Source organism: Caballeronia sp. AZ10_KS36 (assembly GCF_023631105.1).
GTDB lineage: Bacteria > Pseudomonadota > Gammaproteobacteria > Burkholderiales > Burkholderiaceae > Caballeronia.
The window spans coordinates 57747-71045 of the sequence record NZ_JALQDQ010000023.1 but is presented as its reverse complement, the minus strand read 5'-3'; the positions used below and the strand labels follow the sequence as shown (position 1 = coordinate 71045).

14 protein-coding genes are annotated in these 13299 nt (G+C 66.4%); 6 read left to right on the top strand and 8 right to left on the bottom strand.

Going from position 1 to position 13299, the window contains the following annotated elements:
- Nucleotides 1–123 precede the first annotated feature (123 nt).
- Entirely contained in the window at nt 124–1284 is a 1161-nt protein-coding gene (locus tag NCR35_RS14830) for an extracellular catalytic domain type 1 short-chain-length polyhydroxyalkanoate depolymerase (protein ID WP_250534913.1), read from the bottom strand.
- A 257-nt stretch (nt 1285–1541) separates the two neighbouring features.
- Between NCR35_RS14830 and NCR35_RS14825 the strand changes: the two genes are divergently transcribed.
- The gene (locus NCR35_RS14825; RefSeq protein ID WP_250534912.1) at nt 1542–2261 is read left to right on the top strand and encodes a phosphatase PAP2 family protein; all 720 of its coding nucleotides are present in this window, start codon (nt 1542–1544) and stop codon (nt 2259–2261) included.
- A 16-nt stretch (nt 2262–2277) separates the two neighbouring features.
- Here NCR35_RS14825 and NCR35_RS14820 read toward each other — a convergent pair whose 3' ends face one another.
- Complete coding sequence (locus tag NCR35_RS14820; protein WP_250534911.1) at nt 2278–3102, bottom strand: TOBE domain-containing protein; 825 nt, start codon at nt 3100–3102, stop codon at nt 2278–2280.
- A gap of 221 nt (nt 3103–3323) precedes the next feature.
- Between NCR35_RS14820 and NCR35_RS14815 the strand changes: the two genes are divergently transcribed.
- Together NCR35_RS14815 and NCR35_RS14810 are read left to right on the top strand one after the other, a co-directional pair.
- The gene (locus tag NCR35_RS14815; protein ID WP_244849827.1) at nt 3324–4907 is read left to right on the top strand and encodes an inorganic phosphate transporter; all 1584 of its coding nucleotides are present in this window, start codon (nt 3324–3326) and stop codon (nt 4905–4907) included.
- A gap of 280 nt (nt 4908–5187) precedes the next feature.
- Complete coding sequence (locus NCR35_RS14810) at nt 5188–5346, top strand: DUF3309 family protein (RefSeq protein ID WP_244849826.1); 159 nt, start codon at nt 5188–5190, stop codon at nt 5344–5346.
- A gap of 92 nt (nt 5347–5438) precedes the next feature.
- On the opposite strand, the gene NCR35_RS14805 is transcribed toward NCR35_RS14810, so the two are convergent.
- Both NCR35_RS14805 and NCR35_RS14800 read right to left on the bottom strand, forming a co-directional pair.
- Nucleotides 5439–5753, bottom strand: a complete 315-nt coding sequence (locus tag NCR35_RS14805; protein WP_250534910.1) for a hypothetical protein — start codon at nt 5751–5753, stop codon at nt 5439–5441.
- A 36-nt stretch (nt 5754–5789) separates the two neighbouring features.
- A complete protein-coding gene (locus NCR35_RS14800) occupies nt 5790–6020 on the bottom strand; it encodes a hypothetical protein (protein ID WP_250534909.1) in 231 nt (76 codons plus the stop codon).
- Nucleotides 6021–6292: 272 nt separating this feature from the next.
- On the opposite strand from NCR35_RS14800, the gene NCR35_RS14795 reads away from it, so the two are divergent.
- From NCR35_RS14795 to NCR35_RS14785, 3 genes are all read left to right on the top strand, one after another.
- Nucleotides 6293–6562 (top strand): DUF2866 domain-containing protein, encoded by a 270-nt coding sequence (locus NCR35_RS14795; protein WP_244849823.1) that lies wholly within the window; start codon nt 6293–6295, stop codon nt 6560–6562.
- Between the two features lie 91 nt (nt 6563–6653).
- Nucleotides 6654–7091, top strand: a complete 438-nt coding sequence (locus tag NCR35_RS14790; RefSeq protein ID WP_206469176.1) for an MbcA/ParS/Xre antitoxin family protein — start codon at nt 6654–6656, stop codon at nt 7089–7091.
- On the top strand, nt 7088–7813 hold the full coding sequence (locus NCR35_RS14785) for an RES family NAD+ phosphorylase (RefSeq protein WP_250534908.1): 726 nt from the start codon (nt 7088–7090) through the stop codon (nt 7811–7813). The genes NCR35_RS14790 and NCR35_RS14785 overlap by 4 nt, the downstream gene beginning before the upstream one ends.
- A gap of 7 nt (nt 7814–7820) precedes the next feature.
- On the opposite strand, the gene NCR35_RS14780 is transcribed toward NCR35_RS14785, so the two are convergent.
- The 4 genes from NCR35_RS14780 to NCR35_RS14765 form a co-directional block, all read right to left on the bottom strand.
- Complete coding sequence (locus NCR35_RS14780) at nt 7821–9161, bottom strand: DNA topoisomerase IB (RefSeq protein WP_502801680.1); 1341 nt, start codon at nt 9159–9161, stop codon at nt 7821–7823.
- A 92-nt stretch (nt 9162–9253) separates the two neighbouring features.
- Entirely contained in the window at nt 9254–9991 is a 738-nt protein-coding gene (locus tag NCR35_RS14775) for a metallophosphoesterase (protein WP_250534906.1), read from the bottom strand.
- A 145-nt stretch (nt 9992–10136) separates the two neighbouring features.
- A complete protein-coding gene (locus NCR35_RS14770; protein ID WP_250534905.1) occupies nt 10137–11684 on the bottom strand; it encodes a cytochrome c in 1548 nt (515 codons plus the stop codon).
- Nucleotides 11681–13276: a GMC family oxidoreductase gene (locus NCR35_RS14765; RefSeq protein ID WP_250534904.1), complete on the bottom strand. Its 1596-nt coding sequence runs from the start codon at nt 13274–13276 to the stop codon at nt 11681–11683. Before NCR35_RS14765 ends, NCR35_RS14770 begins: the two co-directional genes overlap by 4 nt.
- Nucleotides 13277–13299: the final 23 nt, after the last annotated feature.

Below are 13299 nucleotides of genomic sequence, written 5' to 3'. Positions count from 1 at the left end.
GATACTGGGGTAACTACCTATAAGCGTGATTATAGGGTAATCCCTGAGCCAGCGCCAGCATTTACCGCTAGAACGCTGATACTAAAGACGAAATTGCAACACCTGAAACAAAGCCGGCCACGTTCAAGCGACGAACACCGCGCGCGCGGCTTCGCTGGAGCGGCGCTGATGCTTGAAGAACTCCCACAGCACGGCGGATGAATCCGGCCCTTTGGACGAATGAAACGCCACCGTGTCGTCGCCGCCGGCCCACGAATGGCCGAGCCCACGCACGATCGACGTCTTGACGACGCGCCGCCCGTTCTTGAAATAGTCGCGCACGACGCCATCGGGATGCGTTTCCTCCCGTACTTCGCCCGCGCGCGGCTTGCCCGCTGCGTCGATGAAGCCGTTCAGCCGAAGGAACTGCTGCGTCAGTTGCTCGGCGTTCTCGGCGGACACCACCGAATCGAGTTCTCCGTGGATGATGACCGCCGGCATGCCCGGGTAGTCCCGCACGTCGAGCGCGGCGTCGATCAGCGTCACCGGGTCGGTGCGGCTTGCGCGGCGCATGACGTCCATCGCGCCGATTGCCGAGTTCGCCTCGCCGAAAACAACGCCCGAATGCAGCCCGACCGCCGCGAACAAGTCCGGATAGCGCACCGCGAGCAGCGCCGCGAGCCCTGCGCCCGCCGACATCCCCGCGAGATAGACGCGCTCGGGGTCGAATTGGTGCTCGGCGACCGTCGCGCGAATCAGCGAGACGATGGACGCGGCCTCGCCGCCGCCGCCGCTGTCGGAATCGTCGTACCAGCGCCAGCAGCGATGCGGATGGTCATGCTTCGACTGCTCAGGGTACAGCACCGCGAAGCCGTATTTGTCCGCGAGCAGATTCATTCGCGTGCCCTGCGCGAAGTCGTCGGCGCTTTGCTTGCAGCCGTGCAGCATCACCACGACGGGCATGCGGCCCAGGCCGGTTCTCGGCGGCACATACAACGCGTAGGAAAGGTGGTTGACGAAACGGCCGGCGGTCGGCGGCGCCGAATGATACGAACGGTCCCACTTGCCGCGCGCCCATGCGGAAGCACGCGGCCGGACGCGGGATTCGCGCGTTTCGGGGCGGCGCGCGGCCGGGGCGAAAGCCGCGGCCTTCGCGGCGGCGCCTGACTTGAGCTTGGACCGTACGGTCTTGGAACGCGCGGGCTTCGTGGCCGGGCGCGGCTTGGGCGGGTGGATGCTCTCGGCTTGGACAGCGACCAGGCGTCTCAAGCCACGCAACCAGAGTTTGGTAAGGCTCTTCGACATTCGGCTGGTTCTCCTAAAGCGTGTTTCAGATGACGCACGCGTGGCGCGTCGTGTTGCACTGCACAATACCATTAAATGCAGCGACTCGCCGAGTCCTTTGCCACACCCCAGCTGGAGGTTTGCGACATTTAGACCAATAAGACCGAACTTGTTGCCGGATGAGCCGCGATGCAAACAAAGAATGAGCCGAAATTTCGTCTTCTTCCCAACCGGTATACTGCTGCTCGCACCGGCTTTCTAATTCCATCGCTGCCGCAATGCAGCAACTGCTATTCCTATTGCCCTCGATGAACGTCGAAATTCCCATCTCGCTCTGGTTACGCATCACCGCGCTCGGCAGCGTCGGCGTCATGCTGCCCGTCGGGCTCGCGGCTGCGGCGTGGCTCGCGCTGGGTTATCGCTGGAAGTACACGCTCGAATGGCTCGCGCTCCTCGGCGCGGGCAGCGCATGCGTGGCTCTGAGCAAGATCGCGTTTATCGGCTGGGGAATCGGCGTGCGCAATATCGACTTCACGGGCATCAGCGGCCACGCTTACATGGCGACCGCAGTGCTTCCCGTGGCGCTCTTCGTCGCGCTTCTGCCGGCACGCGGCGCGTTGCGCGCGGGCGGCGTGGCCGTGGGCCTGCTGCTGGGCGCCCTGATCGGCGGATCGCGCGTGGTGGTCAACGCGCATTCGGTATCGGAAGTCGTCGCGGGCTGCGCGCTCGGCGGCGCGGTTGCCATCGCGTTCGTGCGCATCGCGTGGAAAGCGGAAGCCGGCAAGTTTTCGCCCGCGCCCGTCGCGGCAAGCCTCGGCGCGGTCGTCGTGGCGCTGCATGGCGTGCCGGTGCCGACGCAACACTGGATCACCGAAATCGCGCTCGGATTGTCGGGCCACGAGCGCCCGTACGTTCGGGCGCGCTGGAAGGCGAAAATCTATCGCGTGCCGGACCGGCGCGCCGACTCGCACGCGCCGCGCGAGCCCGCCGCCGTGTAAAGCAATCGAAGATGCGTCAGTCGTTCACGCCGATGATCACGCTCGACGCCTTGACGACGGCGACAGCCCTCTGGCCCTCCGCCAGCCCGAGCGCCTCCGCACTCTGATTCGTGATGATCGCGGTGACAGTCGTCGACTCGTCGAGCGAGAGCGTCACTTCGGCGTTGACCGCGCCGCGCGTCACGCTGGCGACGGTCCCGCGCAACTGATTGCGCGCCGACAGCTTCGCGGGCGCGTCTTCCATCAGCATGACCCACGACGCCTTGATGAGCGCGAACGCGTCGCTGCCTTGCTGCAAGCCGAGCGCCTCCGTGCTCTCATGCGTGAGGACCGCGACGATGGTCTGACCGCCCGGCAAGCCGAGTTCCACTTCGTCGTTCACCGCGCCGCGCGTGATTTTCGTGATCTTGCCGGCCAGCTGGTTTCGCGCACTCGTTCTCATCCCCAATCTCCCGATAAGCCGCCAATCGCGGTCGAAGCCTTCGATGGCCTCGCTCACGTGCTCAAGAAATTTGCGATGCTCGCGCTCCACCGCGTGATACGTGTCGATGAGCCGCAGCGCCGACGCAGTCAGTCTCGTTCCGCCGCCGCCCCGGCCGCCGGTCGCGCTGGCCACGAGCGGCTCGCCCGCGAGATTGTTCATCGTATCGACTGCGTCCCACGCCGCCTTGTAGCTCATGCCGACGCGTTTCGCGGCCGAGGTGATCGATCCGGTATCGCGAATCGCTGCCAGCAGCGCGATGCGCCCCGCGCCGCCGAGCGTTTCGCCACCGCTTTTTATCCAGACCGAGCCGCCGAACTCGAGCGGTTCGGGGACGGCGGGCGGTGTTTCGTTGGTCATCGGTCGCCTCTCGAATGAGGGAATGCGCGGAAAGTGCCGCGAATTATATCGACGCGTTCAGCGCCAGCGTTGCTCCCACGGCCGATGGCGGCACACATCAGAGGAAATAGGAATTGTTCCGAGAGTCACGAAACGGACATGTGCCCCATGAAACATGACCACTTTCCTTCGCCGGCCTAACGCTTCACCGTTGCCGGAGTTCCTCGCCTCAAGGACGCGCCATGAACCAGGTTGTCTTTCCCCAAACGCAAGGCCGCACGCCAGGGCAACGCTTCGCGTTCCTGCTGTTTCTGCTCGCCATTGGAGCGGGCGTCGTGTATTGCATCCTGCACCTGTTCGAGGATCTCGCGCCGGTGCGCGAATCGTCGGTGTTTCCCTACCTTCTGCTCGGCGTCGCGCTCGTGATCGCGCTCGGCTTCGAGTTCGTCAACGGCTTCCACGATACGGCCAACGCCGTCGCGACCGTCATCTACACGCACTCGTTGACGCCCAACCTCGCCGTCGTGTGGTCCGGCGCGTGGAACTTCATCGGCGTGCTGATTTCGAGCGGCGCAGTCGCGTTCGGCATCCTTCAGTTGCTGCCGGTCGAACTGATCATCGGCGTCGGCAGTTCGCAGGGCTTCGCGATGGTCTTCGCGCTGCTGATCGCGGCGATCATCTGGAATCTCGGCACGTGGGCGCTCGGGCTGCCGTCGTCGAGCTCGCATACGCTGATCGGCTCGGTCATCGGCGTCGGCCTCATGAATCAAATGCTGCACGGAAGCAACGGCACGTCGGGCGTCGACTGGAGCCAGGCAGTGTCGGTCGGTAAGTCGCTGCTGTTTTCGCCGCTCGTCGGTTTCGTGCTCGCGGGCTTTCTGCTGTACGTGCTGAAGCTCGTCGTCCGCGTGCCGGAGCTTTATCAGGAGCCGAAGAAGAACACGCCGCCGCCCTTCTGGATTCGCTGCCTGCTGATCCTGACGTGTACCGGCGTGTCGTTCGCGCACGGCTCCAACGACGGCCAGAAAGGCATGGGCCTCATCATGCTGATCCTGATCGGCACGGTGCCGACGGCCTACGCGCTCAACAAGGCAGTCACCCCTGCCGAGACGCAGACGTTCCTCGCGGTGAGCCACAGCGCGACGGAAACGCTCCAGCGATACAGCGGCGGCGCGTCCGCGGCGCCGGACGCGCGAGCGCAGGTCGAGAAGTTCGTGCAAACGAAGAAGCTCGCGCCCGACACCATCGCCTCGCTGAAGGCGCTGATCGGCTCGATCGAATCGCAGATCCGCCCGAGCGAGACGATCGCCTCCGTGCCGCAAGGCAACGTCCGCAACGTGCGAAACGAGATGTACATCGCGTCCGAAGCCCTGCGCGTGATGGAGAAGCAGAAGTCGCCCGCGTTCGCGCCTGCCGACGTCGCCGTGCTCGACAACTACAAGCATCAGCTCGATCACGCGACGAAGTTCATTCCGACGTGGGTGAAGGTGGCGGTCGCCGTGGCGCTCGGGCTCGGGACGATGGTCGGCTGGAAGCGCATCGTCGTGACGGTGGGCGAACGCATCGGCAAGACGCATCTGACTTATGGGCAAGGCGCATCGGCGGAACTCGTCGCGATGCTGACCATCGGCGCCGCCGACGTCTACGGCCTGCCCGTCAGCACGACGCATGTGCTGTCGTCCGGCGTGGCGGGCACGATGGCCGCCAACGGCTCGGGTCTGCAATGGCGAACCGTCCGCAGTCTGGCGCTCGCGTGGCTGCTCACGCTGCCGGTTTCGATCGCGCTAGCCGGCGCGCTCTTTTGGGCGTTCCGAGGGCTGTTCTGACGCATGGTCGGGCGCGCGCTTCGGCATTGAAAATTTTGCGCGCGCCGATACCCCGTCTTTCATTTTGACAATCGGCATCGCCGCACGCATGCTTGCCGACGCGTGCGCCGCCTTACTGCCGAGCCCGCGCCGTGCACGGCACGGGCCTTGCTTTTCGCTCCTTGTCGATCGCAACGCCGGACGGCCAGCGGCTTAAGTGCCGCTGCGCTAAGACGTGTAGCGGGTTGGGAGGTCCACGTCGAGCCGGATGGTCGCGCGGTCTTTTATAAGGAGAAGTGAAATGACGATCGGAACCATCCTGCTCATCATCCTGATTTTGCTGTTGATCGGCGCCATTCCGTCCTGGCCGCACAGCCGAAGCTGGGGCTACGGACCCAGCGGAATTCTCGGCGTCGTGTTGATCGTCGTGATCGTTCTGTTGTTGATGGGCCGCCTATGACATCGGGCGGGCGCCGCAAGCGTCCGCCGCCTCGCTGGAAAAAAAGAAGGGCGCTCGACGGAGCGCCCTTCTTCGTTTCCATGCGGTGCGGTTCAGACCTGCATCACCTGACCGTTCGGCTCGATTTTCCGGGGAATGACAGGCTCCGTCTGCCGGGGCGACGCCGCCTTCTCGCGCGGCACGACCGTCGGTGTCTGGATGGCAGCTTTGTCGGCGATCTGCTTGACCGCCGCCACGCTTCGGGCCTTCTTCTTTGCGGCCGTCCGCGATGCGGCGTGCGTCTTCGCCTTGCTCTTAGCCGATTGCGACTTCGCTTCCGGCGGATTCCAGACTTCCGTGTACCGCTGCGCCGCCATGACCGGCGACGTTCCGAGCACGAAAGCCATCGTCAGGAATGCGAGTTTCAATTCGTTTCGCTCCATCGGTTCAGTATCGGTTGCAACTCAGTGGCCCTGACGCGCGCTGCGCGACAGAATTGCGTCGAGCGTGCGTTCGGAGGTTTCCAGCTCGCGTAGCGCGGCGTCCAGGCGTGCAAGCGAACGCGCGACGGATTGCGTGCCCTCTTCGAACTGCGGCTCGCCTCGCGTGGCGTCGAAGGCGGCGTCCACGGCGCGGCTTGCGCGCATGAAGCGTTCGAGCGCGGCAGCTTCGAGCGAATCGTTGCGAGAGATCATCGGCAAGCTCCTTGGTGCAGACAAGCTGTACGAATATACAGTAATGCAGCGGGCCGGCAAACTGTCGATGCGCGCCGTGGCGAAAATGCCGAAGCGGCTATTGACCGGCGCAGCGACGCAGCGGCGCAGCGGAGACCGCGCGGCGAGCGGCGTTTTGCCGCATAACGCACGCAGCGGATAGCGATTAAGCCGGGCTTAATTGTCGGCGCACACACTCAATACGCGATCACGCCCGGCCGCCGACAGCCGGGCATTCACGTGAGGAATGTGCCATGTCCGCCAACACCGCCGCGCGCCCTTTCGCCAATCTCGCCCGCGCCATGCGCCGCCACACGGCGCTCCAGTTGAGCCGCTGCCGCTTGTCCGCGCCCATCGAGCCGCCCTGGGGCGAGCCGTATCGTACCGTCGAATGGACGCTCAAGAGCGATCCGCGCGTGCAGCGGCGCGTGCTGCGAGCGGATTGCACGCCGTCCGATATCGCGGATGCGCTTCAATCGCATACACCGGGCCGCTGCTACGGTCCCGCCGACGACGACGATTGACCGCACGACGGCGCGCCGAAGCTACATTTATCTTGTATAAATCCAGATATGGACTAACATGCGTTAAAGGTTCCTTTGGAGACTTAACGACATGCCCCATGCCGCACGCGCCGCATCGTCGGCGGCCGGCCATCCGGCGCCGCGTCCCGCGCCGGATCTCGGCGACCTGTCCGCTGCCGGCCTGCGCGCCTTTTTCAAGATCGCGGAAGCGTGGTCGCTTTCCGCCGACGAGCAAATCGTCTTGCTCGGCAAACCCGGGCGGTCGACCTTCTTCAAGTGGAAGAACGCGCCGCAAGCCGCGCGCGTCGGGCGCGACACGCTCGAACGCCTGTCGCTGATTCTCGGCATCTATAAGGCGCTGCAAATCCTTTTGCCCGATCCCCAAGCCGCCGATACCTGGGTCAAACGCCCGAACACCGCGCCCGCGTTCGGCGGCCGGCCCGCCCTCGAACGTATGCTCGCGGGCAACGTCAGCGATCTCGTCGCCGTCCGGCAGTATCTCGATGCAATGCGGGGCGGCTGGGCGTGACGGGCACTCAGGATGTATCGAACTGGCGGGACCGCTGGCCGCACGCCGAACTGGACTGGTCGCCGGCGTATCGCGTGATTCCGACTCGCTTTCCCGCCGTGAATCTCTTCGACCGGGTGGCATCGCCGCAAGATTTCGACGCGCTGTACGCGCTCGAAGCCATGACCAACGACCGCCTGCGCACCGAAGTCGGCGAGCTCGATCTCGTGCCGCCCGACGAACGTTGTTTCGGGCCCGGCTGCGGCCCGATCATGGCCGCCTTCACGCATCTGAACCCGAACGGCAGCCGTTTCTCGGACGGCAGCTACGGCGTGTTCTATTGCGCTCGCGACCGGCAGACCGCGATTGCCGAGACGCGCTATCACGCCGGCCTCTTTCTCGCCGCGACGAAGGAAGCGCCGCTGCGCCAGCAGATGCGGCTCTACCGCGTGACGGCGCGCGGCGAAGTGGTGGATGTGAGGGGCGATCGCATCGCGCAAGCGGGGCTCGATCCGCGGATTCTCGCGCCGGACGACTACGCGCCCGGCATGGCGCTCGGCCGGGCGGTGCGGGCGGCGGGCGCGCCGGGCATCGTTTATCCGTCGGTGCGCGATCCGCAAGGCGAATGTCTCGCCGCGCTGCGCACGACGCTCTTGCGCGACTGTCATCACGCCGCGTATCTCGAATACAACTGGAACGGTCACGCAATCGATTGCGTGTTCGAACTGAATCAGGTCGGCTAGCTTCGGGCTAGTTGATCGCGACGGCCGTCGAACTGCGCGTGCGCGACAGCTTTTTCGCGGCGGGCCGCGCGGCTTTCGGCGACGTCTTGCGCGCGACCGTCTGAAGCGCCTGCGCCGCCGCGCCCTTCGCGCTGCCCTTCAGCGCCCCTGCGCGCGCCTTCTTGCTCGATTCCGCGAGCAGCCCGGTGAGCCGCGCGTCGCTCGCCGCTGCGCCCTTGCGATTCGCACGGGCCGCCTCGCGTGCGCGGCGCTTCGCATCCTTCTCCAGAAAGATGACGAGCGCGGCCTCATCCGTCTTGAGTCCGTGCCGCCGCGACGCCGGCAGCGCCTCGGCGAGTTCGCCCGCCTCGAACGCCTCGATCACGGCCGGATGCACGTAGCACTTGCGGCACACCGCCGGCGTATTGCGCAGCAGTTGCGACACTTCCTTGATCGTCCCGACGACATGCTTGCGCGCTTCCGTCACCGTCTCCCATTGCAGCTTGCGCAGCGCCGCCAGCGCGAACACGCTGCCCGCCCACGTGCGGTAATCCTTCGCGGTGAAATCCGCGCCGGTGATCTCGCGCAGATAATCGTTGATGTCGGATGAACTGACCGAGTGCCGCTCGCCGTCGGCATCGAGATACTGAAACAGGTCCTGCCCCGGCAAATCCATGCAGCGCTTGACGATCCGGGCGACGCGCGCATCGCTCACGGCCACGTCGTGCTCGATGCCGCTCTTGCCGCGAAACTTGAAGCGCAGCGTCCCCGACGACACTTTCAGATGGCGCTTTCTCAGCGTCGTCAGTCCGTAAGAGCGGTTTTCGCGCGCATATTCCTCGCTGCCGATGCGAATGAGCGTCGTATCGAGCAAGCGGACGACCGTCGCGAGCACCTTGTCGCGCGGCATGCCGTCGAGCGCGAGATCGCGCGACACGCGGGCGCGCAGCTTCGGCAGCACCGCGCCGAACGCGAGCATGCGTTCGTACTTGTTGGCGTCGCGCGTTTCGCGCCATTGCGGGTGATAGCGATACTGCTTGCGGCCGCGCGCGTCGCGTCCCGTCGCCTGCAAATGGCCGCGCGAGTCCGGGCAGATCCAGACATCGACGTAAGCCGGTGGAATCGCAAGCGCGTTGATGCGCCGGATCTCGGCTTCGTCCTCGATGCGTTTGCCCTGCGTGTTGAAGTAGACGAACGCGCCGTCGATCCATTCGCGCGTGTAGCCGCGCCGCGAATCGTCCACGTAACGCAGGCCGGGCGGAAGCTCTTCCGCGAGCGACTGCGCAAGAACGTTCTGCGCGCCGCGCGGTTGTTCCGAAACCCCGTTGCCGCCGCTGCGTGCGGTGTTTTGTCCAGCGTTGCGTCCGATTCTCGCCACTGCGTGCCTCGACTCGTTGCTTTTCGTTCGTGGCGAGAACGCGAGCAACGGCCGTGCCGCGCGCTACTTTCCGAGCGCGACGCTCAGGGCAACGCGAGTTCGCGCGCGCCTTCCGACGCCGCCCAGCGTTCCTTGACCGACCAGATTTCGTCGCTGCCGACTTCCACGATGGTGAGCCGTCCCTCCGCCGCGAACGCGCCTGTGTCGATATAAATCTGCGAGCCGATTTGCCGAACCGCGCGCATCGGCGTGTGGCCGCAATAGGTCGGCGAAAGCCCGCGCTGGCGCGACGGGTCCGCGTTGCCGAGCGCAAGGCTGCGGCCCCAGAGCATCTGGCTGCGCGTGTCGTCGGAGAACTCGGCGGCATCCAGATCCGCGTCGCTGCCGAAAAATTCCGCGTGCAGCACGTTGAAGCGCCGCGCGCCTTCGCCCACGACGCGCACGAGCGGCAGCGTCGAGAGCTTGCTGGCGAGCGCGGCCAGGTGGTCGTCGGGGAGCGTCTCGGCCCACGCGCCGCCGATGGCGTACCACGACTGACGGCGCATCTGCCCCGCCGCCACCGCGACCAGCGAATCCTCGTGATTGCCGAGCACCGGATAGAACCACGGTTTGTCGATGAGCTCGACGGCCGCGAGTGAATCCGTGCCGCGGTCGACCAGATCGCCGACCGAAAAGAGCCGGTCGCGCGAGCCGTCGAAGCCGATCTCGCTCAGAAGATAGCGCAGCGCATCGACGCAGCCATGCAGATCGCCCACGACGAAGTCGCGGCCGATGTCGTTTGCCGGATGCCTGCAGACGGCGGAATAGGTCGGATCATTCATGCGTCGATCTTAGCGCCGGGAAAATGGAACGTGTGCGTGGTGGGTCGCTTTCGCTGCGGATTTCGCAGCGTCGGCGGACGGCGTTTCGCGTGCTGGTTCGATGCTCGTTTCGACTCTCGACAGGAAGCGAACTGAGCGAGCCCTATTATTGCGCGATCGAGCGGAGCCGCGCGACATCTTCGGCCTGCGTCGTCGCGCGCGGGTCGCCGAACTGCTGCGTCACATAGTTGGCGAGCGCGGCGACGTCCTCGTCGGATAGGGACGCGCCGAACGCCGGCATGAGCGCCGGGGCAGCGTGAGTCTCGCGGTTCACGCCGTGCAGGATCACGAGGACGAGGTTGCTCGTGTCCATCGAGCCGAACGCGGCAGTCACAGCGTCCTGAACGAGCGACGGGAATGCGCCGCCCGCGCCTTCGCCCGAGACGCCGTGGCAACTTGCGCAGGCGGCGGCGTAAAGGCGAGCGCCTTGGGGATGGGCCGCGTTGGCTGCGCCGGGGTCGGCGTTAGTGGCGTGTTGCGGGCTCTCTTGGGCGTCTGCGCTGGCGTGGGCGAAATCCGTTGAGGCGGTCGGCGTCTTCGCGGTGCTTGCGCTGTCCCGGACAGAATCCGTCGCGGTGCCCGCCGTTTTCCCGGTGCTCGCGCTGTCGCTTTTGCTTTCCATCCCCGCAGCCCGCGCTCTCCCGCCGTCGCGCTCGAACGCGCCCACCGCGTCCAACGTCGTGATGTCAGCCTGCCCCGCCGCCCCGAAGCTCCATCGCGAACGCGTGCCGCTCTGCGCAGCGACAACCGGCATCGAGCGAAGATAAACCACCATCGCCCGGCGATCCTCATCAGTCAGAAATTGCGTGCCGTTCGCGACGACTTCCGCCATCGGCCCGATCGCGTACGCGCGCCCCGGCGCCGCGCCGCTCGCGAGATAGCGCAGCAATTCGTCGTCGCGCCACGCGCCGATGCCCGCCGCCCGATCCGGCGTCAAATTGCCCGCGCGCCACCCCGCCACCGACGCGCCACCGAGCCGCTCGCTCTCCTTCAACCCGCCCAGCACGTTGCGCGGCGTGTGGCACTGTCCGCAATGCGCGAGCGCTTCGACGAGATACGCGCCGCGATTCCACTCCGCGCGCTTTGCCGGGTCCGGCACGAAGCGGCCCGGCGTGAAGTTGAACGCATTCCACGCGGCCATCAGCCAGCGCCAGCCGAACGGAAACCGCAGCGCGTGCGGCGGCGGCGTGTAGCGCACGGGCGGCACCGTCGCGAGATAGGCGCGCATGGCGAGCACGTCGGCGTCGGAAAGCCGCGTGTAGGCCGTGTACGGAAACGCGGGATAAAGATGCTCGCCGTTCCTGCCGATGCCCTCGCGCATCGCGCGGACGAACTGCGCGTCGGTCCACGCGCCGATGCCGGTCGCGCGGTCGCTCGTGATGTTCGGCGTGTAGAAGGTGCCGAAGCGCGTTTGCATGGCGCGGCCGCCCGCGAACGGCCGCGCCGGGTCCGCCGTGTGGCACGCCATGCAGCCGCCCGCGCGCACCAGATATTCGCCGCGCGTAACGCTCTCGGCTCGCACGGGCGCGGCCGCCTCGCCGCGTTGCGATTGCGATTGCGATTGCGATTGCGATTGCGCCGAAAGATCGCTGAACGCAAGCGCAGCCGCAAGCGCAAGCATCGCGATCACGACGAGCGAACGCCGCCGCGTCATCGCAGCGACGCTTCGATGGTGCCCGCGAGCCGCAGCGCGAGCGCCGCAATCGTCAGCGTGCAGTTGACCGAGCCGCCCGCCGGCATCACGGCGCTTCCCGCGACGAAGAGATTCGGGTGATCGTGCGCGCGGCAATCGGCATCGACGACGGAATCCCTCGCGTCGCGGCCCATGATCGCCGTGCCCATGATGTGGCTGCTCGGCGCGAGACCGTCGTCGTGCTCGATCTGCTCGCCGCCGAACCATCCCGCGATGCGCTCGAAGAGCGCCCGCGTATCGGCGGCGCTGCGGCGCACGTAATCGTCGATGGCGTAGCGGATTTCCGGGCGCGGCAGGCCGAGCGCGTCTTTCTGCGCGGACAGCGTCACGCGGTTGTCCGGAGACGCCAGTTGTTCGTGAAAGCTGCCGAGCGTCAGGCGTCGCGCGGACTGCTCGCGGATTTGCCGGTCGAGCTCGCCGCCGGTCAGCCCGGCTTCGATCAGCTTCGACGTAACGACGAGCGTCGGCGACGCATTCGACAGATGCAGCTTCTTCGCCGCCTGCTGCGCGCGGAACGGGCCGTCGCGGAAATCGACGACCGAACTCATCTCCACCGGCCCGCGCCCCGGCCAGAGCGCCTCGTTCGCAAGGAAGCTGACGGCCACGCCCGGATGGTCCATCAGATTGCGTCCGACCTGATCCGACGCATTCGCGATGCCCTTCGGAAAGCGCGCCGACGCCGACATTAGCAATAACTTCGGCGTTTCGATGCCGTTCGCCGCGATCACGAAGCGCCTGCCGGTCACGCGCGTGCTCGCGCCGTTCGGGTCTTTGTATTGAATGGCGATAATCTCGCCTTTGTCGTTCGCTTCGATGCGATACGCGACCGCCTGCGCAATCAGCGTCGCGCCGGCGCGTTCGGCCTTGTCGGCGTGCGTGCCGCCGTGATAGAGCGCGCCGATCGGGCACACCGGCATGCAACTGTTCGCGCCGCAGCACGGCGGCCGGGCGTCGTACGCGCGGCTGTTGCGCGCCATCGGCTCGGGCACCGCGCGCATCGACTGGGCTGCGAGCACCTGCGCGAACCGCTGATCCAGATACGAGAGCGGCAACGGCGGCATCGGATACGGCGTCGAGCGCGGCGAGCCGAGATCGACGTCCGGCCCCGCGACGCCCAGCTCGCGTTCGGCCTGCCCGTACCACGGTTCCAGCGTTTCATAGGGAAACGGCCAGTCACGGCCGACGCCGTGCAGCGTGCGCAGCCGAAAGTCCGCCGGCAACAGACGCCACGCCGCGCCGGCCCAATGCCACGTCGTGCCGCCGACGAGCCGCAGAAACTGCGGCTCGTACGCCTTCTCCCCGCGATTCACGAGATAGCTGCCCGGATTCGCCGGATCAGTGCGCGGCGCGTGCGGAACGAGCGGATACGGCGCGCATAGATCGCGCTTCTCGGGCGCGCGGCGGAAGTTCTCGACGATCTGCCAGCGCGCGAGACGCGGCCCCGCTTCGAGCAGGATCACCGACGCGCCCGCCTTCGCCAGCCGGTACGCGACGAGACTGCCTGCCACCCCCGACCCGACGATGACCACGTCCGCCGCTGTCGATCCCGCCATGCGCTTCGCCTTTGTTCGTCGTT